Annotated in this window: 29 protein-coding genes; 14 read left to right on the top strand and 15 right to left on the bottom strand. The window is 73.1% G+C overall.

Annotation, left to right across the window (positions count from 1 at the left end; all coding sequences use genetic code 11):
• The first annotated feature begins 21 nt into the window (after positions 1-21).
• The 3 genes from ACFZA2_RS14795 to ACFZA2_RS14785 all read left to right on the top strand — a co-directional run bounded on the left by ACFZA2_RS14795 (position 22) and on the right by ACFZA2_RS14785 (position 2,648).
• Positions 22-1,635: an SDR family oxidoreductase gene (locus ACFZA2_RS14795; protein ID WP_391406369.1), complete on the top strand. Its 1,614-nt coding sequence runs from the start codon at positions 22-24 to the stop codon at positions 1,633-1,635.
• A 105-nt stretch (positions 1,636-1,740) separates the two neighbouring features.
• Positions 1,741-2,223 (top strand): molybdenum cofactor biosynthesis protein B, encoded by a 483-nt coding sequence (locus ACFZA2_RS14790; RefSeq protein WP_391406366.1) that lies wholly within the window; start codon positions 1,741-1,743, stop codon positions 2,221-2,223.
• Positions 2,220-2,648 carry a molybdenum cofactor biosynthesis protein MoaE gene (locus ACFZA2_RS14785; protein WP_391406363.1) on the top strand — a complete coding sequence of 143 codons (429 nt, stop codon included), beginning with the start codon at positions 2,220-2,222 and terminating at the stop codon, positions 2,646-2,648. Before ACFZA2_RS14790 ends, ACFZA2_RS14785 begins: the two co-directional genes overlap by 4 nt.
• Positions 2,649-2,706: 58 nt before the next feature.
• Here ACFZA2_RS14785 and ACFZA2_RS14780 read toward each other — a convergent pair whose 3' ends face one another.
• The 5 genes from ACFZA2_RS14780 to moaA are packed head-to-tail and all read right to left on the bottom strand — an operon-like array spanning position 2,707 to position 6,683.
• Positions 2,707-2,943: a MoaD/ThiS family protein gene (locus tag ACFZA2_RS14780; RefSeq protein WP_315994992.1), complete on the bottom strand. Its 237-nt coding sequence runs from the start codon at positions 2,941-2,943 to the stop codon at positions 2,707-2,709.
• Entirely contained in the window at positions 2,940-3,434 is a 495-nt protein-coding gene (moaC, locus tag ACFZA2_RS14775) for a cyclic pyranopterin monophosphate synthase MoaC (protein ID WP_391406360.1), read from the bottom strand. The genes ACFZA2_RS14780 and moaC overlap by 4 nt, the downstream gene beginning before the upstream one ends.
• Entirely contained in the window at positions 3,431-4,654 is a 1,224-nt protein-coding gene (gene glp, locus ACFZA2_RS14770) for a gephyrin-like molybdotransferase Glp (RefSeq protein ID WP_391406357.1), read from the bottom strand. Before glp ends, moaC begins: the two co-directional genes overlap by 4 nt.
• A 14-nt stretch (positions 4,655-4,668) precedes the next feature.
• Complete coding sequence (locus tag ACFZA2_RS14765) at positions 4,669-5,451, bottom strand: HesA/MoeB/ThiF family protein (protein ID WP_391406354.1); 783 nt, start codon at positions 5,449-5,451, stop codon at positions 4,669-4,671.
• Entirely contained in the window at positions 5,448-6,683 is a 1,236-nt protein-coding gene (gene moaA / locus ACFZA2_RS14760; RefSeq protein ID WP_391406352.1) for a GTP 3',8-cyclase MoaA, read from the bottom strand. Before moaA ends, ACFZA2_RS14765 begins: the two co-directional genes overlap by 4 nt.
• A 302-nt stretch (positions 6,684-6,985) precedes the next feature.
• Here moaA and ACFZA2_RS14755 point away from each other — a divergent pair, with 302 nt between their 5' ends.
• On the top strand, positions 6,986-7,381 hold the full coding sequence (locus tag ACFZA2_RS14755) for a molybdopterin-binding protein (protein WP_391406349.1): 396 nt from the start codon (positions 6,986-6,988) through the stop codon (positions 7,379-7,381).
• A gap of 27 nt (positions 7,382-7,408) precedes the next feature.
• On the opposite strand, the gene ACFZA2_RS14750 is transcribed toward ACFZA2_RS14755, so the two are convergent.
• Both ACFZA2_RS14750 and ACFZA2_RS14745 read right to left on the bottom strand, forming a co-directional pair.
• Entirely contained in the window at positions 7,409-8,323 is a 915-nt protein-coding gene (locus tag ACFZA2_RS14750) for an SDR family oxidoreductase (protein WP_391406346.1), read from the bottom strand.
• Positions 8,324-8,495: 172 nt separating this feature from the next.
• Entirely contained in the window at positions 8,496-9,335 is an 840-nt protein-coding gene (locus tag ACFZA2_RS14745; protein ID WP_391406344.1) for a helix-turn-helix transcriptional regulator, read from the bottom strand.
• Between the two features lie 162 nt (positions 9,336-9,497).
• Between ACFZA2_RS14745 and modA the strand changes: the two genes are divergently transcribed.
• The 3 genes from modA to ACFZA2_RS14730 are packed head-to-tail and all read left to right on the top strand — an operon-like array spanning position 9,498 to position 12,189.
• Positions 9,498-10,256 (top strand): molybdate ABC transporter substrate-binding protein, encoded by a 759-nt coding sequence (modA, locus tag ACFZA2_RS14740; RefSeq protein ID WP_391406341.1) that lies wholly within the window; start codon positions 9,498-9,500, stop codon positions 10,254-10,256.
• Positions 10,253-11,029, top strand: a complete 777-nt coding sequence (gene modB / locus ACFZA2_RS14735; RefSeq protein ID WP_391406338.1) for a molybdate ABC transporter permease subunit — start codon at positions 10,253-10,255, stop codon at positions 11,027-11,029. The genes modA and modB overlap by 4 nt, the downstream gene beginning before the upstream one ends.
• Complete coding sequence (locus ACFZA2_RS14730; RefSeq protein ID WP_391406335.1) at positions 11,026-12,189, top strand: ATP-binding cassette domain-containing protein; 1,164 nt, start codon at positions 11,026-11,028, stop codon at positions 12,187-12,189. Before modB ends, ACFZA2_RS14730 begins: the two co-directional genes overlap by 4 nt.
• Before the next feature lie 112 nt (positions 12,190-12,301).
• On the opposite strand, the gene cydC is transcribed toward ACFZA2_RS14730, so the two are convergent.
• Genes cydC through ACFZA2_RS14710 form a run of 4 tightly spaced genes read right to left on the bottom strand, consistent with a single transcriptional unit; the run spans position 12,302 to position 18,157 of the window.
• Entirely contained in the window at positions 12,302-13,987 is a 1,686-nt protein-coding gene (gene cydC / locus ACFZA2_RS14725) for a thiol reductant ABC exporter subunit CydC (protein ID WP_391406332.1), read from the bottom strand.
• Complete coding sequence (cydD, locus tag ACFZA2_RS14720) at positions 13,984-15,678, bottom strand: thiol reductant ABC exporter subunit CydD (protein WP_391406329.1); 1,695 nt, start codon at positions 15,676-15,678, stop codon at positions 13,984-13,986. Before cydD ends, cydC begins: the two co-directional genes overlap by 4 nt.
• A gap of 4 nt (positions 15,679-15,682) precedes the next feature.
• Positions 15,683-16,708 (bottom strand): cytochrome d ubiquinol oxidase subunit II, encoded by a 1,026-nt coding sequence (cydB, locus tag ACFZA2_RS14715; protein WP_391406326.1) that lies wholly within the window; start codon positions 16,706-16,708, stop codon positions 15,683-15,685.
• A 9-nt stretch (positions 16,709-16,717) separates the two neighbouring features.
• Positions 16,718-18,157: a cytochrome ubiquinol oxidase subunit I gene (locus ACFZA2_RS14710; protein WP_391406323.1), complete on the bottom strand. Its 1,440-nt coding sequence runs from the start codon at positions 18,155-18,157 to the stop codon at positions 16,718-16,720.
• A 157-nt stretch (positions 18,158-18,314) separates the two neighbouring features.
• Here ACFZA2_RS14710 and ACFZA2_RS14705 point away from each other — a divergent pair, with 157 nt between their 5' ends.
• Positions 18,315-18,866 carry a PadR family transcriptional regulator gene (locus ACFZA2_RS14705; RefSeq protein WP_391406320.1) on the top strand — a complete coding sequence of 184 codons (552 nt, stop codon included), beginning with the start codon at positions 18,315-18,317 and terminating at the stop codon, positions 18,864-18,866.
• A 100-nt stretch (positions 18,867-18,966) separates the two neighbouring features.
• Positions 18,967-19,257, top strand: coding sequence for a hypothetical protein (locus tag ACFZA2_RS14700; protein ID WP_391406317.1), 291 nt, complete (start codon positions 18,967-18,969; stop codon positions 19,255-19,257).
• Between the two features lie 36 nt (positions 19,258-19,293).
• Here the strand turns inward: ACFZA2_RS14700 and ACFZA2_RS14695 are convergent, their stop codons facing one another.
• On the bottom strand, positions 19,294-19,626 hold the full coding sequence (locus tag ACFZA2_RS14695; RefSeq protein WP_391406315.1) for a heavy-metal-associated domain-containing protein: 333 nt from the start codon (positions 19,624-19,626) through the stop codon (positions 19,294-19,296).
• Positions 19,627-19,636: 10 nt separating this feature from the next.
• Positions 19,637-19,918, bottom strand: coding sequence for a metal-sensitive transcriptional regulator (locus tag ACFZA2_RS14690; RefSeq protein ID WP_210073419.1), 282 nt, complete (start codon positions 19,916-19,918; stop codon positions 19,637-19,639).
• A 230-nt stretch (positions 19,919-20,148) separates the two neighbouring features.
• Here ACFZA2_RS14690 and ACFZA2_RS14685 point away from each other — a divergent pair, with 230 nt between their 5' ends.
• The gene (locus ACFZA2_RS14685; RefSeq protein ID WP_391406311.1) at positions 20,149-20,511 is read left to right on the top strand and encodes a hypothetical protein; all 363 of its coding nucleotides are present in this window, start codon (positions 20,149-20,151) and stop codon (positions 20,509-20,511) included.
• A 9-nt stretch (positions 20,512-20,520) separates the two neighbouring features.
• On the opposite strand, the gene ACFZA2_RS14680 is transcribed toward ACFZA2_RS14685, so the two are convergent.
• Both ACFZA2_RS14680 and ACFZA2_RS14675 read right to left on the bottom strand, forming a co-directional pair.
• Complete coding sequence (locus tag ACFZA2_RS14680; RefSeq protein ID WP_391406308.1) at positions 20,521-21,213, bottom strand: ABC transporter ATP-binding protein; 693 nt, start codon at positions 21,211-21,213, stop codon at positions 20,521-20,523.
• Positions 21,210-22,271: an FtsX-like permease family protein gene (locus ACFZA2_RS14675; RefSeq protein ID WP_391406305.1), complete on the bottom strand. Its 1,062-nt coding sequence runs from the start codon at positions 22,269-22,271 to the stop codon at positions 21,210-21,212. The genes ACFZA2_RS14680 and ACFZA2_RS14675 overlap by 4 nt, the downstream gene beginning before the upstream one ends.
• Before the next feature lie 146 nt (positions 22,272-22,417).
• Between ACFZA2_RS14675 and ACFZA2_RS14670 the strand changes: the two genes are divergently transcribed.
• From ACFZA2_RS14670 to gnd, 4 genes are all read left to right on the top strand, one after another.
• Positions 22,418-23,581, top strand: a complete 1,164-nt coding sequence (locus ACFZA2_RS14670; protein ID WP_391406302.1) for a sensor histidine kinase — start codon at positions 22,418-22,420, stop codon at positions 23,579-23,581.
• The gene (locus tag ACFZA2_RS14665; protein WP_391406299.1) at positions 23,578-24,198 is read left to right on the top strand and encodes a response regulator; all 621 of its coding nucleotides are present in this window, start codon (positions 23,578-23,580) and stop codon (positions 24,196-24,198) included. Before ACFZA2_RS14670 ends, ACFZA2_RS14665 begins: the two co-directional genes overlap by 4 nt.
• Before the next feature lie 51 nt (positions 24,199-24,249).
• On the top strand, positions 24,250-24,750 hold the full coding sequence (locus ACFZA2_RS14660; RefSeq protein ID WP_391406296.1) for a bifunctional nuclease family protein: 501 nt from the start codon (positions 24,250-24,252) through the stop codon (positions 24,748-24,750).
• An 80-nt stretch (positions 24,751-24,830) separates the two neighbouring features.
• Positions 24,831-25,892 (top strand): phosphogluconate dehydrogenase (NAD(+)-dependent, decarboxylating), encoded by a 1,062-nt coding sequence (gene gnd / locus ACFZA2_RS14655; RefSeq protein WP_391406293.1) that lies wholly within the window; start codon positions 24,831-24,833, stop codon positions 25,890-25,892.
• The last annotated feature ends 13 nt before the right edge of the window (positions 25,893-25,905 follow it).

Raw genomic sequence — 25,905 nt, 5'->3', positions numbered from 1 at the left:
GCCCGGCGTACCGTGTCGGGCATGACCGAGCTCTCCGCCCCCACCGGCCGCGAACCCGCCCTCGTCGCGCAGCCCCGACCCGACGGGTCGGCCCCCCGCGCCCTCGTCCTGGGGGCGACCGGCTACTTGGGCGGACGGCTCGTTCCCCGACTGCTGTCGGCGGGCTACCACGTGCGCGTCCTCGCGCGGGATCCGCGCCGTGTCGAAGCGTTCCCGTGGGGCGACGAGGTCGAGATCGCGGCCGGTGACGCCACCGACCGCGAGGCCGTGCGCGCCGCCGTCGAGGGCGTCGACGTGCTCTACTACCTCATCCACTCGATGGGCAGCGCGCGCGACTTCGAGGCGACCGACCGCGTCGCCGCGCAGACCGTCGCCGACGCCGCCGCCGCGGCATCCGTGTCGCGCATCATCTACCTGGGCGGCCTGCACCCCGACGACGCCACCCTGTCGGCGCACCTGCGTTCGCGGGTGGAGGTGGGCGGCATCCTGCTGCACAGCGGGGTGCCGACCCTCGTGCTGCAGGCCGGCGTGGTGATCGGGTCGGGCTCGGCGTCGTTCGAGATGGTGCGCCACCTCACCGACGTGCTGCCGTACATGCCGGCGCCCAAGTGGGTGCGCAACCACATCCAGCCGATCGCGGTGCGCGACGTGCTGCACTACCTGCTCGGAGCCGCCCGCGTCGCGCCGAACGTCAACCGCGCCGTCGACATCGGCGGGCCCGACGTTCTGCGGTACGGGCAGATGATGAACGGCTACGCCATGGAGGCCGGGCTCCCGCAGAGGGCCATCGCCTCTCTTCCCGTGCTCACCCCGCGCCTGGCATCGCACTGGGTCAATCTCGTCACCCCGATTCCGAAGTCGATCGCGCGCCCGCTGGTGGAGTCGCTGCAGAACGACTGCGTGGTGAAGGACCGCGCGATCGACGATCTCGTCCCGCGCCCCGAGGGCGGCCTGCTGCCGTATCGCGAGGCCGTGCGTCGGGCGCTCGGTCGCGTGAACGACGACGCCATCGAGACCAGCTGGCAGGATGCCGAGGTGTCGGGCGCTCCGAGCGACCCGCTGCCGAGCGACCCCGAGTGGGCGGGGCGGCTCGTCTACACCGATGTCCGCACGATGACCACGAAGGCCAGCGCCGCGCAGCTCTGGTCGGTGATCGAGGGCATCGGCGGCGAGAACGGGTGGTACTCGTCACCACTGCTGTGGGCGATCCGCGGCTGGATGGACCGGCTGGTCGGCGGGGTCGGCCTCGCCCGCGGTCGGCGCAGCCGCTCGGTCGTCACCGTCGGCGATGCGCTCGATTTCTGGCGGGTCGAGGCCATCGAGCCGGGCCACCTGCTGCGTCTGCGGGCGGAGATGAAGGTGCCCGGGGGAGCGTGGCTCGAACTGCGCGCCACGCCGGAGGGCGAGGGGGCGCGCTTCGACCAGCGCGCACTGTTCTTCCCCACGGGCCTCGCCGGTCGCCTCTACTGGCTCTCGGTGCTGCCGTTCCACGGCCTGATCTTCAGCGGCATGGCGCGGCGCATCACCGCGGCCGCCGAGCACGTGCAGCGGGAGGACCTCGCGCCGAAGGCGAAAGCGGGACGCATCGCCCCGGAGATCGCCGAGGTCGAGACCACCGCGGCCCCCTCGGCGTGAGGCGGGGCCGGTGAGCGCGGACGACGGTCAGGCCGCGACGGGGGCGCGATGCGGCCGCCGGGGCGGCGCGGCCCATCCCCACGACGGCGGCCTAGGCTGAACCGCGTGCCCCATCACGCCCGCGTCCTGACCGTCTCCGATCGCTCGGCCGCGGGGCTGCGCGAAGACCGCGGGGGTCCGCTCGCGGTGTCGTTGCTGCGGGAGGCCGGCTTCTCCTGCGACCAGCCCCTCGTCGTGCCCGACGGGGCCGACAGCGTCGAGTCCGCTCTTCGCGACCTCGTCGCCCGGGGGCCGGGTCTCATCGTCACCACCGGCGGCACCGGGATCGCCCCGACCGACCGCACGCCCGAGGGCACCGCCCGCGTCCTGGACCGCGAGCTTCCCGGGATCGCCGAGGAGCTGCGCCGTCGAGGACTCGCCGACACCCCTCTGTCGGTGATCTCGCGCGGGCTGGCCGGGATCGTCGACCCCGGTGTCCTCGTCGTCAATCTCCCCGGATCGACGCGTGCCGTGGCATCCGGGATCGCCGTCGTCGCGGAGCTCGCCCCGCACGTCCTCGACCAGCTCGCCGGAGGAGACCACTCATGAGCGCCGTCCGCATCGCCCGCCTGTCGGAGCAGCCCCTCGACCTCGATGTGCACCTCGACGCCGTCGAGGACTCCTCGTCGGGGGCCGTGACCACCTTCGTCGGTCGCGTGCGCGACACCGATCCCGACGCCTCCGATGCCGTCGTCGCCCTGGAGTACAGCGCGCACCCCGACGCCGAGCAGACCCTGCACCGCATCGCTGCCGACGCCGCCGCCGGCACCGACGCCATCGTCGCCGTCAGTCACCGCGTCGGGCGTCTCGAGGTGGGCGAGGCCGCGGTCGTCATCGCCGTGGCATCCGGTCACCGGGCTGCCGCGTTCGAGGTGTGCCGCACGGTCATCGAGACGATCAAGACCGACCTGCCCGTGTGGAAGCGGCAGGTCGAGGCCGACGGCACGACGGAGTGGAAGGGCCTGGGCGGCTAGAGACGGCCGGGCGCCGGCGCCGGTTGCGCGCCTCGAGCCGAGGTGAGGCGAGGCGGGCTCAGCCCCCGGCGAAGGGCGGCAGAACGTCGACGTGCGTGACGCCGTCGAGCGCGGCGTCGTCGTCATGACGGGTGCCGTCGACGAGCACGGCGCAGCGGTCGAGGATCCCGCCGAGAGCGGGGTGGTCCGCGACGACCCCGGAGCGCAGTGCCGCGAGGGTCGGCTCGGCGCGGTCCTCGGCGTCGGTCCCCGCGGCGTCGGCGGCCGCGGCGAAGTAGCGCACCCGCACGCTCATGCGGTCACCGCCGTGCCGGGCTCGCCGGGACGCTGCCAGTCGCCCGATTTGCCGCCGGTCTTCGACACGATGCGCACGTTCTCGATCGAGGTGCCCTTGTCCAGACCCTTCACCATGTCGACCACCGCGAGGGCTGCCACCGAGACGCTCGTGAGCGCCTCCATCTCGACGCCGGTGCGGTCGGCCGTGCCGACGGTGGCCTCGATCTCGACGCCGGCGTCGGTGATCCGGAGGTCGACCGAGGCGCGGTGCACCCCGATGACGTGAGCGAGGGGGAGCAGTGCGGGGGTGGATTTGGCGGCCTGTATGCCGGAGATCCGAGCCACGGCGAGCACGTCGCCCTTGGGGGCGGTGCCGTCGCGGAGCGCCGCGACGACCTCGGGCGCGCAGCGCACGAAGCCGCGTGCGGTGGCGGTGCGGACGGTGGGCTGTTTCTGCGTGACATCGACCATGCGGGCGTGGCCCGCGGCATCCAGGTGGGTGAAGGTCATGGGATCAGCATGACATCGACGACGTCGCCCACCGACACGGTGGACACCTCGGCCGGGACGATCGCGAACGCCTCGGCACGGGCGAGAGAGGCCGCGAGGTGCGAGCCGGAGCCGCCGGCCGTGGCCGGGCGGACGGTGCCCGCGACGAGGTCGACCGCCGCGGGGAGGTACTGCCGTCGGCCGGGCGGTGTCGTCCAGGTCTCGGATGCCGTGAGCCGGGCGAGGCGTCGATCGATGACCGCGCGGCCCTGCAGCGCCAGCAGCGCCGGGCGGACGAAGACCTCGAACGAGACGGCGACGCTCACGGGGTTGCCGGGCAGCCCGAACACCAGCCGTCCGTCGGGGAGGACCCCGAACGCCTGCGGCTTGCCGGGCTGCATCGACACCTTCTCGAACGCGATGCGGTCGCTGAGGGCGAGGCGTACCGGTTCGTAGGCGCCGGCGCTCACCCCACCCGTGAACACGACGACGTCGGCGCGCGACGCCCGGTCGAGCACGGTCTCGATGCCGGCGGGATCGTCGCCCACGCGGTCGACGAGTTCGAGGTCGGCATCGGCGGCGTCGACGAGCGCCGCGAGCAGAGTGGCGTTGGAGTCGGGGGTCTGCCCTCTGCCGGGGGCGGTGCCCGGCGCGACGAGCTCGCTGCCGGTCGACACCACGGCGACGCGCGGGCGGCGGGTGACGCTCACGGCATCCACCCCGGCGGCGGCCGCGGCGGCGAGGGCGAAGGGGCCGAGACGCTCCCCGGCTGAGAGCACCGTGTCACCGGCGCGCGTGTCGCCGCCCCGGCGGCGGATGAACGCCCCCTCTCCGGCGGGGGAGCGACGCACGGTCACGGTGCCCAGCGAGTCGGCGAGGCCGCCCGCGGTGTCTTCGAACGGCACGATCGCGTCGGCCGTGGCGGGGACCGGCGCTCCCGTCATGATGCGGGCGGCCTCTCCGGGCGCGAGCGCGGGGTCGTCGGTCGTGCCGGCGGGCAGATCGGCGACCACTCGAAGGGTCGTCGGGTTCTCGGCATCCGCTCCCGCGACGTCGGAGAAACGCACGGCGAAACCGTCCATCGACGAGTTGTCGAAGCCGGGCAGATCGTGCGCCGCGAGAACGGGTTCGGCGAGCGTGCGTCCGGCCGCGTCGGCGAGGGCGACCCTCTCGGCGGGCAGGAGCGACACGGCGGCGAGCACGCGGTCGCGGTGCTGTTCGACGGTGCGCAGCTCGGTCATCGGGGCCTCCGGGGTCAGGATCCGGCCGCGGGGCGGGCGGCCGGGGTGAGCGGGATCACGTCGTGGCGGGTGCGCAGCGCGTCGATCACGACGAGGCGGCCCAGCAGCGGTTCTCCGGCGCCGGTCACGAGCTTGATCGCCTCGGTGGCGAGCAGGCCGCCGACCTGCACGCACAGCGATCCCAGCACGCCCACCTGGGCGCACGTCGGCGGTTCGCCGGCGGACCCCGTCGGGAACAGATCGCCGAGCACGACGGGGGAGTGCCCCTCGGGCGGGGCCGACCAGAACACCGTCACCTGCGCGGCCCACTCCTGCACCGCGCCCCAGACGAGGGGGATGCCGAGGTGCTCGGCGGCGGCGGCGACGGCCTCGCGCGTGTCGAAGGTGTCGCTGCCGTCGATCACGAGGTGAGCGCCGTCGAGCAGCGCGACGGCGTTGTCGGAGGTCAGCCGTACCGTTCGTTCATGGACGACGGTCAGCGGCGAGAGATCGCGCACGGCGCGCGCGGCGGAGGCGGTCTTCGCGGTGCCGATGTCGTCGACGCGGTGCGCGAGCTGCCGCTGCAGGTTGGTGCGCTCGACCGTGTCGTCGTCGATGATCACGAGTTCGCCCACCCCGGCGGCAGCGAGGGCGAGCAGCACGGGGGAACCGAGCCCGCCGGCGCCGATCACGGCGATGCGGGCGGCCGCGATCCTCCGCTGTCCCTCTTCGCCGATGGCCGCGAGGACGGCATGGCGAGCGGTGCGGATCAGCTCTTCCGGGGCGAGGGATGCCACCGGCTCGACGAGCGGCCTCATCCGCCGATCGCGCTCATGGTGCGCTCGGGCTGGACGAAGTCGGCACGCGCGAGACCGACGCGGTCGGAGCCGTGCGCACGGGGCTTGGCCCACATGGCATCCCGCCAGATCTGGGCGATTCCCTCGTCGTCGGCGCCGTCGCGGACGGCCGTGAGCAGATCGGTCTCCTCGTGCGAGAACAGGCACGAGCGCACCTTGCCGTCGGCTGTCACGCGCGTGCGCGTGCAGGCGGCGCAGAAGGGTTCGGTGACCGAGGAGATGATGCCGACGTGCCCGGCCACGGCGGTCTCGCCGGGGCGGCGCACCTCCCAGCGCTCAGCGGGAGCGGCTCCGCGGCCGCGCGGGTCGGCGGTGAGCGTGAAGGCCTCTTCGATGGCGGCGCGGATGTCGCGAGCGGGGATGACGTTCGTGGCGCTCCACGAGCGATCGCCGTCGAGGGGCATGTCTTCGATGAAGCGCATCTCGAAGCCGTTCGACACGGCCCAGTCGACGAGGGGCACGATCTCGGTGTCGTTGACGCCCGCGAGCAGGACCGCGTTGATCTTGATCGGCCCGAGGCCTGCTGCGCGAGCGGCCTGGAGACCCGCGAGCACCTTGTCGAGGTGCGGGCGCCGGGTGAGCTCGGCGAACGTCTCGGGGTGGAGGGTGTCGAGCGAGACGTTCAGGCGGGTCAGGCCCGCGTCCTTGAGCGCCTGGGCGCGCCGATCGAGGCCGACGGCGTTCGTGGTCATCGAGATGGGCAGATCGGGGGCGTCGGCGCGGATGCCGGCGATGATGTGCTCGAGATCCTTGCGCACGAGGGGCTCGCCGCCGGTGATGCGCAGCTCCTCGGCGCCGAGCGAGCGGACGGCGACCCGCACGATGCGGCGGATCTCGTCGGCGCTCATGAGCTGCGTCTGAGGGAGCCACGGCATCCCGTCGGCCGGCATGCAGTACGTGCAGCGCAGGTTGCACTTGTCGATGACCGAGACGCGCAGGTCGGTCGCGACGCGGCCGAAGCGGTCGAGCAGGCCGCCCTCGCGCGGGGCGCCTTCGTACGAGGCGCTTCCGCGCGGGGCGTTTCCGCGCGGGGCGCCGGTGGCGGGGAGCGCGGTCGCGTGGAACGTGCGCCCCGCGCTCGGGCCTGCGGGGGCGCCGGTGGCGGGCAGCGCCGTCGCGCCCGAGGCGGTCACGGTCGCGCCGAGGGGCACGGCGACCGGCCGTCGCGTCGTGCTCGCGTGCTCGGCATCCATGGGTCGAGCCTAGGCGAGCGCGTGAGGGGTGAGGGCGGCCCGGCGCGTGGGTGCGGATCTCCCCGCGGGCGGACGCCGCCGGGACCGCGACCTGCATCGGGGTGCCGCCGCGGGCGCGGGTGGCGCGCAGCGCTGTTCCGGCGTCACCGGCGGTGCGGAGCCGGTGACGCCTGCGGCCGTGAGACTGCATGCTGCTGACGACTCGGTTGCCGGGTGTCGCCGACGTGTCAGCGGGATGCTGTCTCGGCGCTCGGCGCTCGGCGCTCGGCGCTCGGCGCTCGGCGCTCGGCTACGGTCGTCGCATGCCGAACACCTTCCGCATCGCCACCGCCGCCCGTCTGCTCGGGGTCAGCGACGACACGGTGCGGCGCTGGATCGATCAGGGGACGCTGCCCACGACGGGGGCGTCGCCGGTCGAGATCCCCGGCGCCGCCCTCGCCGAACGCGCGGTCGCGCTGGCCGACGAGCCGGACGACCCCACGGGGGTCTCCTCGAGTGCACGGAACCGTTTCACCGGCATCGTCACGCGCGTGCAGATCGACGGCCTCATGGCGCAGGTCGATCTGCAGTGCGGCCCGCACCGGGTGGTCTCGCTCATGTCGGCCGAGGCCGCGCGGGACCTCGCGGTGGAGCCCGGCTCGCTCGCGGTCGCCTCGGTCAAGGCGACGGTCGTGACGGTGGAGACGCCCCGGGGCTGAGACCGCGTCCGCCGGGCGCCCCGGTCATCACGGCGTGAAGCGGGGGCCGATGGCCTCGCGCGTCAGTGCCCACACCCGCCGGGCGTCGTCGGCGGAGCGGAACGGCTTCCACGGTTCGCTCGCCCGCGCGGGACCGCCGATGAGGCGCGACGGGCCGAAGAACGTGCCGTCCGAAAGCGGCGCCGTCGCCGCGAGCACGGCGGGTTCGGCGGCGGATGCCACGGTGCCGGTGATGCGCAGGTGGGTCAGCAGCCGGATGACACGGCGCGCTCCGAGTTCGCGCTCGCGGCCCACCCCGGGCTGCGCCGCGAGGAGGTTGGTCGGCGAAACGCCCGGGTGAGCGAGCGTGCTGGTGAGCCCCCAGCCCTCGGCCCGGCTGCGCTCGTGGAGCTCGCGGGCGAAGAGTCCGATCGCGATCTTCGACTGCACGTACGACGCCATGGCGTCGTAGGGGGTGGCGGAGATGACGTCGGAGTCGAAGCGTCCGCGCCGCGCGGCGATGCTCGTCTGGTGCACCACGCGCGCTGTGCCCGCGCGCAGCACCGGGAGCAGGGCGAGGGTGAGCGCCGCGTGACCCAGGTGGTTCGTGCCCCATTGCAGCTCGAACCCGTCGGCGGTCTCCTGCCTGCGGGGAGGGGTCATGACACCGGCGTTGTTGACGAGCAGGTGGATCGGGCGACCTTCTTCGCGGAGGCCTGCGGCCAGAGCGTCCACCGAGTCGAGGCTGGCGAGGTCCAGCGCGCGCGTCGAGGCGACGGCATCCGGGACCTCCCTGCGCAGGGCGTCGAGCGCACGACGGCCCTTGTCGGGGGAGCGGACGGGCAGCACCACCTCGGCGCCGAGCGAGGCGAGCCGCGTCGCGATGACGGTGCCGATGCCGTCGCTGGCGCCGGTGACGACGGCCAGCCGACCGCGGAGGGGGCGGGGGGAATCGGGAGACATGAGCGGTCCTTTCGTGGAATGCCTCGATGCTCGCGCCCCCGGGTGCCGGGCGGCCAGTGCCCGCTCAGCCGCTGATCGACGATCCACCCCTCGGCGACCGGCGGTGCCCGGGCGCAGCCGGCTCGCCGTCTGCGCGGCGCGCCCGCGGTGCTCGCCGGACGAGGATCCACCCTCAGCGGCCGCCGGGGGCTCCGATCACCGCGAGCAGCCGCAGTTTCTCGGCGCTCTCGCTCCCCGGCTGCGCCGTGTAGACGAGCAGGCGGTGCGCATGGTCGGGGTCGACCAGGGTCTGGCACGACAGCTCGAGGCGGCCGACCTCGGGGTGGAGGAAGCGCTTGATCGCGGGCGGTCGAGCGCCGACCTCGTGAGCGAGCCAGAGAGCGGCGAACTCGTCGCTGCACACGCGCAGGTCGTCGGCCAGGGCGGCGACCTGCGAGTCGGGTCCGCGAGCGGCGACGAGCTCGCGAAGACCCGCCGCATAGACGCGCGACAGCGTCGCCTGCTCCTCGGGCGGGTAGGCGGCACGCGCCGACGAATCGGTGAACCAGCGGTATCCGATGCTGCGGGCGGGCCCCGATCGCAGCGTGGCATCCCCCAGCAGCGCGACACCCAGGCGGCTCTGGCGAAGGGTCTCGCCCAGCTCCGTGACGATCTCGGCGGGGGTGTCGTCGAGGCGGTCGAGGACGCGCAGCATGCCGGGGCTGATGTGCTCGGTGCCCGCGTGGCGCAGGGGAGGCCGGTGGCCCGCGAGGTGGAACAGGTGATCGCGTTCGGCGAGGCTCAGGTGCAGCCCCTGGGCGAGAGCGGTCAGCATCTGCTCCGACGGAGTGGGGCCGGTGCCCCGTTCGAGGCGCGCGTAGTAGTCGCTCGACATGTGGCTCAGCAGCGCGACTTCCTCGCGGCGCAGCCCCGCCGTACGACGGCGCACGCCTCGTGCGAGCCCCACGTCCTCCGGCTGGAGGGCTTCGCGTCGGCGCTGCAGGAAATCGCCCAGGCTGGTCAGGTCGCTCACGTCGTTCCTCGCACCCCCCGTTCCTACCCGGTGGGCGGTCGCCATGCCAGGACCCGCTGATCCACCCCACGCTTTCTCCGCACAATCGGTATTCGCGCGGCCATGAGTCCGCTTTCACGGAATACTGGAGCGGCGGCCCGCCGGCGTCGCCGAAAGGATGCCATGTCCCGCCCCCTCCGTCTGCTCACTGTCGTCGTCGCCGCCGCCCTCCTGGCCGGGTGCGCGGGCACGTCGCCCGCCCCCGCGGCATCCGCCGACGGCCCGTCCGGAACCGTGGAGGTCTACGCCGCGGCCTCGCTGCAGCGGTCGTTCGACGAGATCGCGCGGGCGTTCGAGGAGCAGAATCCCGGCATCACGGTCAGCCCGGTCTACGACGGCTCGAGCACGCTCGCCACGCAGATCGGGGAGGGGGCGCCCGCCGATGTCTTCGCCTCGGCGGACGAGAAGAACATGGCGAAGGTCGCCGCGCAGGCGCCCGATCCGCGGATCTTCGCGGGCAACACCCTCGTCATCGCCGTGCCGACGGGCAACCCCGGGAGCGTGCAGGGCCTCGCCGACCTCGCGCGGGTCACGACGGTGCTCTGCGCCCCCGAGGTGCCGTGCGGAGCTGCCTCGCAGACGCTGCTGTCGAACGCCGGGGTCGCCGTGACCCCCGCGAGCGCCGAGCAGAACGTCACCGCGGTGCTCACGAAGGTCGCCGCCGGCGAGGCCGACGCGGGCCTGGTCTACGCCACCGACGTGGTCGGTCGCGACGATGTCGAGGCGATCGTGCCCGCGGGGGCGGATGCCGTGGTCAACCGCTACCCGATCGCCGCTCTGTCCGAGGCCCCGAACCCTGACGCCGCCGCCGCTTTCGTCGCGTTCGTGCTCTCGGACGAGGGGCAGAGGATCCTCGGCGACGCGGGTTTCCGAGCGCCGTGACGGGCGGTTTCGTCCCGCGTTGGCTCGTCGTGCCGGCCGTCGCGGGGCTCCTCTTCCTCCTCATTCCGCTGACGGCGCTCGTCGCCCGGGTGGAGTGGGGGACGCTCTGGAGCGATGTCACGTCTCCCGCGGCCCTGTCGGCTCTCGGCCTGTCGCTGAGCACCGGCGCCCTGGCGACCGTGGTGTGCGCGGTCGTCGGCATCCCTCTCGCCCTCGTGATCGCCCGCAGCCCCGCGCGGCTCGCGGCGGTGCTGCGCGCGCTCGTGACCGTGCCCCTCGTGCTCCCGCCGATGGTGGGGGGCGTGGCCCTGCTCTACCTGTTCGGGCGCAACGGGGCGCTCGGCGTCCTCGGTCTGCCGTTCACCACCGCGGCGGTCGTGCTGGCGCAGGTGTTCGTGGCGCTGCCGTTCCTCGTGCTCGCGGTCGAGGGCGCCCTGCGCAGCACCGGCGTCGAGTTCGAGCGCACGGCCGCCTCGCTCGGCGCGTCGCGCGCGACGATCCTGCGGCGCATCACCCTGCCGCTGGCGGCGCCGGGCATCGTCGCGGGAGTCGTGCTGTGCTTCGCGCGCGCGATCGGCGAGTTCGGAGCGACGGCGCTCTTCGCGGGCAACCGCCCCGGCGTCACGCAGACCATGCCGCTCGCGATCTACACCGCCTTCAACGGGGCGGGCGTCTCGCAGGGCACCGCTGTCGCGCTGTCGCTGCTGCTGCTCGTGACCGCCGTCGCGGTGCTGCTGCTGGTGCGGGGCTGGCGCCCGGGGGTGGGGCGATGACGACTCCGGATGCCGGCACGCCCGGCCGTGGTCGGCGCGACGTCGACGAAGCGGGTGGGCGCCGAGGGAGTTCCGGACCGCGCGATGCCGGCACCACCGCGTCGCGCGACGAGCGGATGCCGCTGCCGGATGCCGCCGCCCTGCGCGCCCGCGTCGTCGTGCGCCGTCGCGACTTCACCGTCGACATCGCCCTCGATGCGACCCCGGGGGAGACCATCGCCGTGATGGGCCGCAGCGGCGCGGGCAAGTCGACGCTGCTCACCGCCCTCGCGGGACTCACTCCACTGGACGAGGGCGAGATCGCCGTCGACGCGCACGTGCTCGATCGTGCGCCGCGTCTGCGCACCGCCCCCATGCATCGCGGCATCGTGCTCCTGAGTCAGGACGCGCGACTGTTCCCGCACCTCACGGTGCGCGAGAACGTCGCCTTCGGTCCGCACTCCGCCGGGGTGCCGGCATCCATCGCCCGTGAGGAGGCCGACGACTGGCTCCGCCGCGTGGGGCTGCCCGACACGGGGGAGCGTCGGCCCGACCAGCTGTCGGGCGGGGAGCAGCAGCGCGTCGCCGTGGCGCGGGCTCTCGCCGCGCAGCCGCGAGTGGTGCTGCTCGATGAGCCGCTCGTCGCGCTCGATGCCGTGACGGTGTCGGAGATCCGCTCGATGCTGCGTGATCGGCTGGCCGGGGTGACCACGATCGCCGTGACGCACGACGCGGTGGATGCCGCGGCCCTCGCCGACCGGCTGCTCATCGTCGAGCGGGGCCGGGTGACGCAGGACGGGCCGGTGCCCGAGGTGCTCGCGGCCCCGGCGACCGAGGTCGCGGCGAAGATCGCGGGTGTGGAGCGGCTCGTGGGCGCGGCGCAGGGCGGGGACTTCGTGCGGGAGGGGCTGCGACTGACCTCGACGGATGCCGCCTCCCTCGCCCTCGCGTCGACCGAGGGGCGTGCGCTGACCGCGGTCTTCCGCGCCGCCGACGCGCGGCTCGGCGAGGGGGCGCCGGCGACGGTGTCGCACCTCGAGCCCACGCCGACGGGGGTGCGCGTCGTGATGGACTCCGGCGTCGCCGAGGTGCCGGCGGCCGAGGCCGCGGCGCTCCGCCCCGGTGACACGGTGCGATGGAGCGTTCCTCCGGACCGCGTGCGCTTCGTCGCGGCATCCTGAGCGGGTTTCTTTCCGTCGAGTGTCCAGGACGCGCCGCTGGACCTCGCGTTTACCGGCGTGTCCGGGACACTCGACCGGGTCGACCGCGGCGCGAAGCGGGGGCCGCGGTGGCTCAGTCCGCGACGACGCGCCCGCCCTCCACCCGCACCTCGCGATCGACCAGCCCCGCGGGGACGTCGACGTGCGACACGAGCACCACCGCCTGATCGCGATCGACGGCCCCCAGCAGATCGGCGAGCAGGGCATCGGATGCCGCGGGGTCGACGCCCGCCGTGGGCTCGTCGAGCACGAGCACGGGGAAGCCGCGCAGCAACGCCCGGGCGAGGGCGAGGCGCTGGGCCTGCCCGCCGGAGACGAGCCCGCCGCGATCGCCCACGCGGGCGTCGAGACCACCGCGCTCCCGGGTCCAATCGGCGAGGCCCACGCGCGACAGCACCACCCACAGGTCGGCGTCGGTGGCGGTGTCGCGGGCGAAGAGGAGGTTCTGCCGGATCGACTCGTCGAAGAGGTACGGCGACTGCTCGATCAGACCGATCGTGCGGCGCAGGTCGTCTCCCGAGAGTCCGCGCGCGTCGACGCCGCCGATGCGGAACGATCCGTCGTAGTCGAGGAAGCGCGCCAGCACGTGCGCCAGCGTCGTCTTGCCCGCTCCGCTCGGGCCGGTGACGAGCACGCGCTCGCCGGGGCCGACCCGCAGGTGGACGTCTTCCAGTCGTCCGGCGTCTGCGTCGGAGTCCGATCGGGCCGGCCACTGCGCCCCGACACCGTGGAGCTCGATGCCCTCGCCGAGCGCGGGCGCCCGGCCCGTCGCTGCGGGCTCGTCGCGGGGGAGGCCGTCGGGAATGCCCTCGGGCACGGCCTCCGCGATCCGCTCCGCGGCGGCGCGCACCTGCCGCCACGACGCGAGCGCGAGGGGGACAGGCCCGAACACCTCGAACACGGCCATCGGCAGCAGCACGACGACCGCGAGCCCCGGACCCGTCAGGTCGTTCCCGGTCACGGCCGGGGCGGCGACGAGCAGCGCCGCGAGAGAGGCGACGCCGGCGAGCACCGAGACGGCGCCCGAGGTCAGTCCCTGGGCGCCTCCGCGGCGCACCAGCGCCCGGCGCAGGGCGGCATCGGCGGAGCGGACGCGGGCGCGGGCGGCATCCACCGCTGCGTACGCGGTCAGCACGTCGAGATTCGTGAGCAGGTCGTGCACGGCGTCGGCGACGGCGGTGCGCAGCGGCGCGATCGAACGCTCCGCGCGAGCGCCTGCGGCCCAGCCGACCGCCACCGATACGGCGAAGGCCGCGAGCAGGCAGACCAGCATCGCGAGCGCGGCGGGCCACGAGACGAACGCCGTGAACACGACGGCGGCCAGCGCGGTGGTCGCCGCCGTCACGAGCGGGAGCACCACGCGCAGCGGGAGGTTCTGCAGCTCCTCGACGTCGTCGACGACGCTCGAGAGCAGCCCGCCGCGGCGAGAGCGCGCGAGGCCGTCGGGGGCCAGCGGCACGAGGTCGCGCACCAGGTCGGCGCGCACCCCTGCGAGCTGATGCAGCGCCGCATCGTGGCCGCTGAGACGTTCGAGGTAACGGAACACCCCGCGCGACAGCGCGAACGCGCGCACCCCGACCACGGCGACCGACAGATACATCACCAGCGGCTGCTCCGCCGCGCGAGCGATGAGCCACGCGCTCGCCGCGAGCAGAGCCACGGCACTGGCCGCCGTGCCGAAGCCGGCGAGCAGCGCCGGGGCGAACCGCCGCCGCGACGGCATCGCCGAGCGCAGGATGCCGCGCACGCGCCCGTTCACGACCGCACCTCACTCTCGCGTGAGAGGCCAGAATGTGTCGCCTGGACCCCTGCCGAGGCGACGATTGCCGACCCCTCACGCGGCAGAGGGACGGGGGACAGCTCGACCACGCGGTCCGCGATCGCCCGCGCGGAAAGGCGGTGCGACACCAGCAGCACGCCGCGGCCGGCGTCGGCCTCGCGGCGCAGGGTCGCCCACAGGTGCGCCTCGGTCGTGGCGTCCAGGGCGCTCGACGGCTCGTCGAGCAGGAGGAGCGGCGTCCCCGTGACGCGGGCCCGGTACAGGGCGCGGGCGACGGCGACGCGCTGGGCCTCGCCGCCCGAGAGCCCGGCGCCGGCGGCGCCGAGCACCGTTCCGGGGTCGAGATCCGCCGCCCCCGCGTCGGCCAGCGCCGCGCTGATGCGCCCGGGATCGGGTGCGGAGCCGAGAGCGACGTTGTCGGCGACCGAGCCGGTCACGAGCCCCGGTCGTTGGCCCGCCCAGGCGACCGCGCCGCGCGCGTGCGGAACCGCGGCGCCGTCGATGCGCACCGAGCCGTCGTACTCCGCGAAACCCAGCACCGCCGCGATCAGCGACGACTTGCCGACACCGCTCGGGCCGGTCACCAGCACGATCTCGCCCGGCTCGACCGACAGCGACACCTCCGGCAGCACGTGCCCCTCCCGCCGCACGCGCACGCGGTCGAGCGTGAGGACGGATCCGCGCGCCGGGGTCTCGGCATCCGCGTCGGGTGTCGTGCGGGCAGCGTCCAGGGCGTCGAAGATCTCCTCCGTCGCGGCGACCCCCTCGCTCGCGGCGTGGAACTGCACCCCCACCTGCCGCAGCGGCAGGTACGCCTCCGGCGCGAGCAGCAGCACGAACAGCCCCACCAGCAGCGAGAGGTCGCCGGCGAGCAGGCGGAACCCGATCGTCACGGCGATGATGGCGACCGAGATGGATGCCAGGAACTCCAGCGCGAAGCCCGAGAGGAACGACACGCGCAGGACGGTCATCGTCTCGCGCTTGTAGTCGCGCGTCACCGCTTCGATGGAGTCGGCGGCACGGTGCTGCCGACCGAAGGCCTTCAGCGTCCCGAGTCCGTCGACGGTGTCGGCGAAGCGCGCCGCGAGCCGGCCCAGCGTGCGGTACTGCTTCTGCTGCACCCCGCGAGTGGCCAGGCCGATCAGCACCATGAACAGCGGGATGAGCGGGATCGTCAGCACCACGGTCAGACCGGAGAGCGGGTCGGCGAGCGTCATCGCGCCGATCAGGATCGGCATCGTGATCGCGGTGGCGACCAGCTGAGGCAGGTAGCGGCCGAAGTACGCGTCGAGCGCCTCGAGACCGTGTCCGGCTGTCACCGCGAGGGAGGCGGAGTTGCGCGCAGCGAGCCAGCGGGGTCCGAGCCGCGTCACCGCGGCGATGAGCGCCTCGCGCAGCTGCGTCGACGCCGCCGCCGCCCCGCAGGCCGAGGTGCGCTCGGAGGCGGCGATCAGCAGCCCCCGGAGCGCGGCGAGGGATGCCGCGATGCCCACGTATCCCCACAGCTCGGCGAGCGGCCGCCCCTCGATCGCCCCCACCAGCGCGCTGGTGAGCGTCCACGCGAAGCCGATGATCACGCCCGCCTGCGCGAGCACGATCGCCGCGGTGACGGCGAAGTAGCCGCGCGAGGCGCTCGCGTACCGCAGGAGGCGGGGGTCGACGGGTTTCATGGGGTCAGTGCGCGACGAGCGCGGCCTTCTCGATCCGGGCGCGGGTGACGCGCTTGCGGAACACCCAGTACGTCCAGCCCTGGTAGGCCAGGATCAGCGGCAGGAAGATGAGCGCCGCCCAGCTCATGATGGTGAGCGTGTAGTCGGTGCTCGAGGCGTTGTCGATCGTGAGGCTCGCGCCCCCGTCGAGGGTCGAGGGCATCACGTTGGGGAACAGCGCGAAGAACAGCGCGGCCACGGCCGACACGATCGTCACGGCGCCGAGGGCGAACGCGGTTCCCTCGCGGTCGCGGGAGTTGGCGACCCACGAGCCGATGAGGGCGAGCGCGGCGACACCCGACAGCGCCACGACGCCGAGGAACAGGGGCGCCTGCGTGGAACGGGCGATGGTCCACCCCAGGAAGACGGCCGCGAGGGCGATTGTGACCAGACCGGCCCGACCCGCCAGACGCCGGGCGTCGGCGCGCACCTGCCCGTCGGTCTTGAGCGCGACGAAGTACACGCCGTGCGTGAAGAACAGCAGCAGGGTCGTGAGCCCGCCCAGGATGCCGTAGGGGTTCAGCAGCGTCAGCACGGTGCCGGCGTATTCGTGGTCGGCATCCAGCGGCACGCCCTGCACGATGTTCGCGAACGCGACGCCCCACAGGAACGCGGGGAGGGCGGAGCCTGCCACGATCATGCGGTCGAACGAGCGCTTCCACCGCAGCGAGTCGCGCTGATGGCGGTACTCGAACGACACCCCGCGCGCGATGAGCGCGAGCAGGATCACCAGCAGCGGGAGGTAGAACCCGCTGAAGAGCGTGGCGTACCACTCCGGGAACGAGGCGAACAGCGCCGCGCCGGCGACGATCACCCACGTCTCGTTGAGGTCCCACACGGGCCCGATGGTGTTGATGATCTGGCGGCGGGCGATGTCGTCCTTGCCGAGGAAGGGGATCGACATGCCGACGCCGAAATCGAACCCGTCGAGCACGAAGTAGCCGACGAAGAGGAAGGCGACGATCCAGAACCAGAAGTGTGCGAGATCCATTTCCTTCTCCTAGTAGACCGTGGTGGGGGTGTTCTCGATGGAGTCGTCGTGCACGGCATCCGGATCGGGCAGGGGCTCGGGACCCTTCTGCGCGAACTTCACGATGAGACCGAACTCGACGATCGCAAGGCTCAGGTAGACCAGCGTGAAGGCGACGAGCGAGACGAGCACGCTCCATCCCGGGACGCTCGGCGAGACGCCGTCCTGCGTGAGCATGAGACCGAAGACGATCCACGGCTGGCGGCCCATCTCGGTGAACACCCAGCCCACCAGGCTCGCGAGCATCGGCAGCGGAGCCGTCCAGATCGCGATCCGCCACATCCACCCGGCGACGGGGCGCTTCGCGTTCTTGCGCGTGACCCACAGGCCGACGACGCTGACGAGGGCCGCGATGCCGCCGAGCGCGATCATCCAGCGGAAGGCCCAGTACGTGACCCACAGCACGGGGGCGAAGTTGCCGTCGACCTGGTCGGCGAACTGCGGGAACATCTCCTGGCTGTACAGCGTGTTCAGGTCGTTGATCCCCTCGACGCAGCCGTCGAGCGAGTGCGTCGACAGGATGCTGAGCAGGAACGGAACGCGGATCGAGAACAGTTCGCTCGTCCCGTCGGGGGTGCCGAGGGTGAAGATCGAGAACGACGCGTCCTGTCCGCAGACCGTGTTGAACGTCGCCTCGGCGGCGGCCATCTTCATCGGCTGGGTCGCGACCATGACCAGGCTCAGCTGGTCGCCGACGATCGCGACGAGCACGAACGACACCACGGTCGCCCACAGGCCGAACCGCAGGGTCTTGCGCATCATGTCGGTGTTGCGGCCGCGGGCCATGTGCCAGGCCGACACCGCGACCACGACCATGGCGGCGAACATCCAGCCGGCGAAGATCGTGTGCGGGAAGGCGGCGAGGGCGACGGGGTTGGTCAGCAGCGCCCAGAAGTCGACGAGCTCGGCGCGGTGACCCTCGGCCGACATCTGGTACCCGACGGGATTCTGCATGAACGCGTTCGCCGCGATGATGAAGTACGCCGACAGCGTCGCGCCGATGGATGCCATCCAGATGCTCGCGAGGTGGGCGAGACGGGGGAGCTTGTCCCACCCGAAGATCCACAGGCCGATGAACGTCGCCTCGAGGAAGAAGGCGAGGAGGCCCTCGAATGCGAGCGGGGCGCCGAAGACGTCGCCGACGAAGCGGGAGTAGGCCGACCAGTTCATGCCGAACTGGAATTCCTGCACGATGCCGGTCACCACGCCCATGGCGAAGTTGATGAGGAAGATCTTCCCGAAGAAGCGGGTGAGGTGCAGCCATCGCACGTCACCGGTGCGGTACCAGACGGTCTGGAAGACCGCCACGATCAGCGACATCCCCAGCGTCAGAGGCACGAAGAGGAAGTGGTACAGGGTCGTCAACCCGAACTGCCAGCGGGCGAGAGCCAGGGGGTCGAGCCACTCCATCGGGAGCCTCCGATCAAACCGGATTATGTGGTCAGACCACATGCTACGCCGGGCCCTCCCGCGCCGCCCGGCGATGATTCGGCGTCGAACCACCTCGTCGGTCTACGCTGAGACTTACCGGGAAAGTCTTTTTCCTGCGAACCGGTCCGGAGGCCGCATGTCGGTGCGTCAGAGCCTGCTCGCGATCCTCGATCGCGGCGTCTGCTACGGCTCCCAGTTGCGCGCCGAGTACGAGAGACGCACCGGGGCGAGCGTGAACGTCGGCCAGGTGTACACGACCCTCGAGCGACTCGAGCGCGACGGGCTCGTCGAGGGGGCGGGTGTCGATGACGAGGCGCGGGTGCTGTGGCGACCCACCGCCGCCGGCCGGATCGAAGCCCGCACCTGGCTGACGACCGCGTCGCTCGCGGAGGGCCGCGACGACGTCGCACTGAAGATCGCCCTCGCCGTGACGCTCCCGGGTGCCGACGTCGACGCCGTGCTGTCGGCGCAACGTTCAGCGGTGCGCAGCGCCCTGGGGGTGCTCGATGACGAGGTCGACGATGCGGATGCCGTGCCCGCGGCGATCGTGCGTGCTGCCCGGCGCGCGAAACTCGAGGCCGACCTGCGATGGCTCGACGAAGTCGAGCGGCTCACCGCCCTCGCCGAGCCCTTCGCCCTGTCGGACGAGCGGCCGCGGCGCGGGCGGCCCGCGCGCTCTACGGTGTAAGTCACGCGTACCCCCGACGGGGCGTTTCGTCAAGGGAGGCACCGCTCATCGGGAATGCGTGCACGCTGAGGACACCCCGGACGACCCAAGGAGTTCTCACATGGTCATGGAAGCACCGCTCAGCCGCCCGGGTGCGACGAAGGTCGCCGCGCGCTCCGCCGCGAATGCCGACGCCGTCGTCATCCCGCCGGCATTCACCGAGATCCCATGGACCCGGATCGACCTGGACCTGTACGAGGTCGCCCGCGACGGCTACATCGTCGGTTACGTGGAAGTCGTGGGGGCTGTCTTCGTCGCTCTCGGCGGCGCACGGTACGACCGTGCGGTCGAGGTCTCGCAGCACCTGACGTTCCACGCGGCCGTCGACGCGCTCGTGCGTCGCGTCTTCTGACGCCGTCCTCGGCGGGACGAGCCCCGGCCCGCGCGGTCAGCGCGCGAGCGTGTAGCCCGCTTCGTCGATCGCGCCGGCGATGTCGTCGTCGCTGATCCCGTCCGCACGCGCGATGCGCACGAGCGACGCGTCGCCGACGCGGAGGTCCACCGAGAGCACCTCGACGCCGTCGAGAGCCGAGAGTTCCTCGGTCACCGCGCGCACGCAGTGCGCGCACGTCATGCCCTCGACGGAGAGGACGTCGTCGCCGGTGGCGGCGGCGGGGGCGATGGATGCCCCGGCGTCGTGCCCGCAGCCGCACCCGTCGCCGCAGCCTCCACCGGCGGGAGTGGCGGCCGTGAGGCCGAGGTCGATTCGCTGTTCCGACATGGTGGTCTCCTCAGGAACGGACCAGGCGCGCGATGGCCTGGTTGGCTTCTTTCAGCTTCTCGTCGGCGACCGGCCCGCCCTGCGCGGCCGCCTCGGCGACGCAGTGCGAGAGGTGGTCGTCGAGGAGCGAGAGGGCGACGTTCTCGAGGGCCTTCGTGACGGCCGACACCTGCGTGAGGATGTCGATGCAGTACTGGTCGTCGTCGACCATGCGTGCGATGCCGCGCACCTGCCCCTCCGCCCGACGCAGGCGCTTGAGGAGGTCGTCCTTGTGGCCCTCGTATCCGTGCATGCCTCGATGATACCCCCGTGGGGTATGCCTAGCACCGTCTCGTGCGGTGTCAACCCCCTCGGTGCACGGCTCCTCGTGGCGGACAGTCGAAGCATCAGGAGGTCGACATGCTTTCCCGTCAGACCGGTGGTGGTCGGCGATGACCACCGAACCCTTCCCCACCGGACCCCACCGCCCCGTGCGCATCCCGCACCTGCCCCCGCTGCGCTCGCAGCGGCGAGAATCGAAGGATGACGCGAACACTGGCAGCGCTTCCGGGCGCCGCCCGGAGGCTGTGCCTCAGCCGACGAAACGGCGAGATCTGCACCCGTGAGGACGGGCACCGGGGCCTTCACCACCGCACCGGCGGCCGACTGCTCTGGAGCGATCTGCAGGCCGATCCGCCCGAGTGCCCCGGTGCGGGCTCACCGGCCGAACCGGCGGCGACGCTCGACGACGGGTTCCCCGACGGCCGCGCGGTGTGCCCGGTCTGCTGGGGCTTCGTGGCTCTGACCGACGACGGGACACTCGGACCGCACGACTCGTGGCGCGGTGACGAGTCGCGCGCAGAGGCGGATCGGCGGCGCGAATGGTTCAACGCGTTCGGCTGGTGACCCCCGCGCTCACCCTCGTGCCGCGGCCAGACCCGCTCGGCCGTCGACGACCTCGACCGTCTCATCCAGGGCACCCGCGTGTACGAGGTCGTGCGTCACGAGGAGGGTGGCGGTACCGCGGTCGTGCGTGAGCCGTGAGATCAGCGCCATGATCTCCGCGCCGCGGGCGCTGTCGAGCGCGCTCGTCGGCTCGTCCACCAGCAGCACGCGGGGCTTGTGCACGAGGGCGCGGGCGATCGCCACGCGCTGACGCTGCCCACCCGACAGCTGAGCGGGGCGGCGATCGGCGTGGTCGCCGAGGCCCACGGCATCCAGCAGCTCGTCGACGCGACCGCGCACGGCGGCGCGCCGCTCTCGACGGTCCCGACCCCCCAGCTCGGCCATCACGCGTAGCTGCTCGCGCGCGGTGAGGGCGGGCAGAAGCTGCGGCTGCTGGAACACGATGCCGATCCGCTCCCGCCGGAGCGCGGTGCGACTCGCGGCGCCGAGCGGAGTGGCATCCACTCCGTCGACGACGACGCGACCGGAGTCGGGACGGACGAGGGTGGCCGCCAGAGCCAGCAGGCTCGATTTGCCCGACCCCGACGGTCCGGTGATGCCCGTGACGAGGCCGGGGCGACCCTCGAGCGTGACGCGGTCGACGGCGGTGACGCGGGCGTCGCCGTCGGGGTAGGTGAGGGTGACGTCGTCGAGAAGGATCATCGGGTGCTCCCCAGGGCGGTGAGAGGGTCGGACTTCGTGACGGTGCGCAGTGACACCGCGGCTCCCAGCAGGCCCAGGGCGATCATGACGAGCGCCGGGGCGAGGGTGGTGAGGGGGCTCAGGACGAACGGCAGGGCGCCGCCGGCGAGCGCGCCGAGGGCGGCCGTCAGGGCGATGCCGACCCCTACTCCGACGATGAGCACGACGAGGGCCTGGCCCAGGGCGTCGCGCACGAGGGCGGGGGTGCTGGCGCCGAGGGCCTTGAGCACGGCGACGTCCCCGGCTCGTTGCATGGTCCACACGGTGAAGAACGCGCCGACGACCAGCGCCGAGACGCCGAACAGCATCGCGATCATGAGCCCGAGCGATCCGATCTCGGAGCGGAACGTCGGCAGCGCCGACAGGCTCGCCAGGGGAGTGGATGCCGTGGTCCCGGTGTCGGTGGCCACCGCGTCCCACGCGGGGTCGCCGGAAACGGCGAGCACGGTCGCCGCGCCCGTCCCGCCCAGGCGCTGGGCGAGCGTCTTCCACGCCACCGGGGTGAGGGCGACGACGGGGGTGTGGCTGTAGGAGAGGTCATCGCCGACGGAGGCGACGCGGAAGCCCTCACCGGCGATCGTCACCTCGCTCCCCACGGACGCGCCCAGGGTCTTCGCCGCGCCCGCGGACAGCGCAGCGTCGGTGTCGGACGGGGCGTTGAGCGCGAAGGCGGGGGAGTCGAGACCGAAGAGGGCCACGGCCCCCGACGCGGAGGGGCCCTCGGCGCGGGACTGCAGGATGCCGATCGGCACGACGCCGGTGACGCCCGCAGCGTCGCGCCACGCGGCGACGGTGGCGTCGACGATCGCCGACTCTCCGAAGGTCGCCGCCGCGTCTCCGGCCGGCTGCAGCACGAGCCGGTCGCCGGGGAGGGCCAGCACGGCCGAGACGTTCTGGGCGGCGAGGCCGCCGGTCAGGCCCGCGAGGAAACCCACGAGCAGGGTGATGAGGGCGACGACCGCCCCGATGAGGGCGAATCGCCCGCGGGCGAACCGCAGATCGCGCCATGCGACGTACACGTCGCCTCCTTCCGCCGGCGGATCTCACCGGCACCCCTCCAGCGTCCTCACCCGGCCCGCCGCGGTCATCGGCGCAAGGGGCGTTCCTGCTCTCCACCTTTCGGATGATCCGCCGCGGGCCCGGCATCCGTAGCCTGGAGATCGTCATGCCGCACCGCACCCTCGCTCCCGTCTTCGCGGGCCTGCGCGTCGGGCTCCACGTCCTGTTCGGGGCCCTCCTCGCGCTCGTCGTGGTGCGCGTGCTGGTGACCGACGGCTCCGTCACGGCTCTCGTGCTGGCGGGGCTGCTCGGCGGGGTCTACCTCGGCGGGCTGGCGGTCGCCCGCGCGCGCCGCCGGGCGGCGGCCGTGGTGTGGGTCGCGGTGCTGACCCTCGTCTGGGCGGCGCTGGTCTGGCTGGTGCCGGAGGCCGCCTACCTCGTCTTCCCGCTGTTCTTCCTCTACCTGCACGTGCTGCCCGGGGCCGCAGGGCCCCTCGCCGTGCTCGCGACGACAGCGCTCACGATCGCCGCCTTCGCGGTGCACGGGGGCCTGACGGTGGGCGGCGTCGTGGGCCCCCTCGTCGGCGCGGGCGTCGCACTGCTCATCGGCCTCGGCTACGCCGCGCTCGACCAGCGGGCCGCCGAGCGCGAGGCGCTCATGGCCGAGTTGCTGGCCACGCGCGACCGTCTCGCGGCCGCCGAGCGCGAGCAGGGCATCCTCGCCGAGCGGGCGCGGCTCGCGCGCGAGATCCACGACACCGTCGCGCAGGGGCTCTCGAGCATCCAGATGCTGTTGCACGCGGCGGAGCGGGCGGATGCCACGAGCCCGGGCCTCGCGCACGTGCGTCTGGCCCGGGAGACCGCCGCCGACGGACTCGCCGAGACCCGGCGCTTCATCCGAGAACTGTCCCCGCCCCGCCTCGACAGCGGTCTCGGCCCCGCACTCGAGCGCCTCGCGCGCGACTGGGGAGCACGCCAGAGGGTCGCGATCGACGTCGAGGTGGACGACGACGCGTCGCTGCCGATGGACGCGCAGACGGCGCTGCTGCGCATCGCCCAGGGAGCCCTCGCCAACGTCGCCCAGCACGCCGGCGCGGCGCGCGTCGGCATCCGTCTCACCCGGCTCGACGACGCGGTACGGCTGCGGATCGCCGACGACGGCGTCGGGTTCGATCCCGAGCGGGCGGAGGCGGCCGCGGCCGAGACCGATTCGTTCGGGTTGCGGGCCATGCGGGAGCGGGTCGGCCAGCTCGACGGCGCCCTCGAGGTCGACAGCGCACCGGGGCGGGGCACCGCCATCATGGTGACGCTCCCGGCGGGTGCGTCGTGATCCGCGTCGTCATCGCCGACGATCACCCCGTCGTCCGCGCGGGGGTGCGCGCTTTGCTCGATGCGGAGGCCGACATCGAGGTGGCGGGCGAGGCCGCGACCCCCGACGAGGCGGTCGCCCTGTCCGAGCGTCTCGCGCCGGAGCTCGTGCTGATGGACCTGCAGTTCGGCGACCGTGCCGCCGGTGCCGAGGCGACCAGGCGCGTCCGCGCGCTCGCCGCCCCGCCCTACGTGCTCGTGCTCACGAACTACGACACCGACGGCGACATCCTCGGTGCCGTCGAGGCGGGGGCCAGCGGGTACCTGCTGAAGGATGCGCCTCCCCACGAGTTGCTGGCCGGTGTCCGCGCGGCCGCGGCGGGGCAGAGCGCGCTCGCACCGGCGATCGCGGGTCGGCTGCTCGCGCGGTTGCGCGAGCCCCGCGTCACCCTGTCGGCGCGCGAGATCGAGGTGCTGCGTCTCGTCGCCCGCGGCGCGTCGAACGCCGACGTTGCGGCGCTCCTGCACATCACCGACGCAACGGTGAAGTCGCACCTCGCACACGTCTTCTCGAAGCTCGGCGTCACCTCGCGCACCGGCGCCGTCTCCGCGGCCCGGGCCCTCGGCATCCTGCGCTGACGGTTCGGACGCCGAGGCGGACGGCGCAGGCGACGACGTACGATGGGCGTCATGATCCGGGTGCGAGTGGTCGGCGTGGCCCTCGACCCGGCCCAGCAGCACGTCCTCCTGCTCTCGCCGCTCGACGCCGAGGTCGACGGGGAGCGCGTGCTCCCGGTGTGGATCGGTCCGCAGGAGGCGATGTCGATCCTCGTCGCGATCGAGGGCACCGCCTCGCCCCGCCCGCTCGCGCACGACCTCATGACGGCGATGCTGGGGGAGCTGTCGGCGACCGTCGACCGGGTCGAGATCACCCATCTCGAGGACGGCACGTTCTACGCCCGTCTCGTGGTCGACACCCCGCGGGGACAGCGCTCCTTCGACGCCCGCCCCTCCGACGCGATCGCCCTGGGAGCGCGTGTCGATGCGCCGATCTGGGTCGCCGACAGCGTCTTCGCCGAGGCGGGAGTGCCCGACGACGGGGTCGAGCTCGACCCGTCGCCCGAGGAGGAGCGGGTGGAGGAGTTCCGCCGGTTCCTCGACGACGTCGACCCCGAGGACTTCCAGGGCTGACGGTCCACCGGCCCCGCGACGCTCCTAGACTCGCGGAGGGGCTGCGCGCCGCGGCCTCATCCACGACGAACGGGGTACGAATGCAACTCGCCATGGTCGGACTCGGACGGATGGGCGCCAACATCGTGCGCCGACTCATGAGGGACGGTCACGACTGCGTCGTCTTCGACGTGAATCAGGATGCCGTGGCCTCCCTCGTCGCGGAGGGGGCGACCGGGGCGACGAGCGTCGCCGACCTCGCCTCGAAGCTGCAGAAGCCCCGCGCCGTGTGGCTCATGATCCCCGCCGGACTCACCGGGTCGGTGGTCGACCAGGTCGCCGAGGTGCTTGAGCCGGGCGACATCATCATCGACGGCGGCAATTCGAACTACCGTGACGACGTGCGTCGCGCGAAGAAGCTCGATGACAGCGGCATCCACTACGTCGACGTGGGAACCAGTGGCGGGGTCTTCGGCCTCGAGCGCGGTTACTGCCTCATGGTCGGCGGTCACGACGAAGCCGTCGCGCACCTCGAGCCCGTGCTGCGCACGATCGCGCCGGGACCGGGAGAGGTCGAGCGCACGCCCGGACGCACGGGCGACTACACGACCGAGGAGCGCGGGTACCTGCACTGCGGTCCCTCGGGGGCCGGGCACTTCGTGAAGATGGTGCACAACGGCATCGAGTACGGCATCATGGCCGCGCTCGCCGAGGGGCTCAACGTCTTGAACAACGCCGACGCGGGCCTGCACCAGGGCGAGCACTCGGCCGAGGTCGCCCCGCTCGAGGAGCCCGAGTTCTACCAGTTCGACATCGACACGGCGCGGGTGACGGAGCTGTGGCGCCGGGGATCGGTCATCTCGTCGTGGCTGCTCGACCTGACCGCGGCGGCTCTCGCGCAGAACCCCACGCTCGACGGACTCGCCGGTCGCGTCTCGGACTCGGGCGAGGGGCGCTGGACCGTCAAGGCCGCCGTGGACACCGGGGTGCCCGTGCCGGTGCTGGCCGCCTCGCTGTTCGAGCGCTTCGCCTCGCGGGGCGAGGACCACTTCGCCAACCAGGTGCTGTCGGCGATGCGTCTGCAGTTCGGCGGTCACCAGGAGCTGCCCGCCGGCGACGTGCTGGAGGCCGGTCAGAAGAAGGCCGAGAGCGGCCGGAGCTGACCACCCGCGCGCG

This window comes from Microbacterium sp. NPDC007973 (assembly GCF_042958465.1).
GTDB lineage: Bacteria > Actinomycetota > Actinomycetes > Actinomycetales > Microbacteriaceae > Microbacterium > Microbacterium galbum.
This window is presented reverse-complemented; position numbering and strand designations above follow the sequence as displayed.

Coding starts and splice junctions, on each gene's coding strand:
- ACFZA2_RS14795 (WP_391406369.1), top strand. CDS start 22: ATGACCGAGCTCTCCGCCCCCACCGGCCGCGAACCCGCCCTCGTCGCG.
- ACFZA2_RS14785 (WP_391406363.1), top strand. CDS start 2,220: ATGAGCGCCGTCCGCATCGCCCGCCTGTCGGAGCAGCCCCTCGACCTC.
- ACFZA2_RS14780 (WP_315994992.1), bottom strand. CDS start 2,943: ATGAGCGTGCGGGTGCGCTACTTCGCCGCGGCCGCCGACGCCGCGGGG.
- moaC (WP_391406360.1), bottom strand. CDS start 3,434: ATGACCTTCACCCACCTGGATGCCGCGGGCCACGCCCGCATGGTCGAT.
- glp (WP_391406357.1), bottom strand. CDS start 4,654: ATGACCGAGCTGCGCACCGTCGAACAGCACCGCGACCGCGTGCTCGCC.
- ACFZA2_RS14765 (WP_391406354.1), bottom strand. CDS start 5,451: ATGAGGCCGCTCGTCGAGCCGGTGGCATCCCTCGCCCCGGAAGAGCTG.
- moaA (WP_391406352.1), bottom strand. CDS start 6,683: ATGGATGCCGAGCACGCGAGCACGACGCGACGGCCGGTCGCCGTGCCC.
- ACFZA2_RS14755 (WP_391406349.1), top strand. CDS start 6,986: ATGCCGAACACCTTCCGCATCGCCACCGCCGCCCGTCTGCTCGGGGTC.
- ACFZA2_RS14750 (WP_391406346.1), bottom strand. CDS start 8,323: ATGTCTCCCGATTCCCCCCGCCCCCTCCGCGGTCGGCTGGCCGTCGTC.
- modA (WP_391406341.1), top strand. CDS start 9,498: ATGTCCCGCCCCCTCCGTCTGCTCACTGTCGTCGTCGCCGCCGCCCTC.
- ACFZA2_RS14730 (WP_391406335.1), top strand. CDS start 11,026: ATGACGACTCCGGATGCCGGCACGCCCGGCCGTGGTCGGCGCGACGTC.
- cydD (WP_391406329.1), bottom strand. CDS start 15,678: ATGAAACCCGTCGACCCCCGCCTCCTGCGGTACGCGAGCGCCTCGCGC.
- cydB (WP_391406326.1), bottom strand. CDS start 16,708: ATGGATCTCGCACACTTCTGGTTCTGGATCGTCGCCTTCCTCTTCGTC.
- ACFZA2_RS14710 (WP_391406323.1), bottom strand. CDS start 18,157: ATGGAGTGGCTCGACCCCCTGGCTCTCGCCCGCTGGCAGTTCGGGTTG.
- ACFZA2_RS14705 (WP_391406320.1), top strand. CDS start 18,315: ATGTCGGTGCGTCAGAGCCTGCTCGCGATCCTCGATCGCGGCGTCTGC.
- ACFZA2_RS14700 (WP_391406317.1), top strand. CDS start 18,967: ATGGTCATGGAAGCACCGCTCAGCCGCCCGGGTGCGACGAAGGTCGCC.
- ACFZA2_RS14695 (WP_391406315.1), bottom strand. CDS start 19,626: ATGTCGGAACAGCGAATCGACCTCGGCCTCACGGCCGCCACTCCCGCC.
- ACFZA2_RS14690 (WP_210073419.1), bottom strand. CDS start 19,918: ATGCACGGATACGAGGGCCACAAGGACGACCTCCTCAAGCGCCTGCGT.
- ACFZA2_RS14685 (WP_391406311.1), top strand. CDS start 20,149: ATGACGCGAACACTGGCAGCGCTTCCGGGCGCCGCCCGGAGGCTGTGC.
- ACFZA2_RS14680 (WP_391406308.1), bottom strand. CDS start 21,213: ATGATCCTTCTCGACGACGTCACCCTCACCTACCCCGACGGCGACGCC.
- ACFZA2_RS14670 (WP_391406302.1), top strand. CDS start 22,418: ATGCCGCACCGCACCCTCGCTCCCGTCTTCGCGGGCCTGCGCGTCGGG.
- ACFZA2_RS14660 (WP_391406296.1), top strand. CDS start 24,250: ATGATCCGGGTGCGAGTGGTCGGCGTGGCCCTCGACCCGGCCCAGCAG.
- gnd (WP_391406293.1), top strand. CDS start 24,831: ATGCAACTCGCCATGGTCGGACTCGGACGGATGGGCGCCAACATCGTG.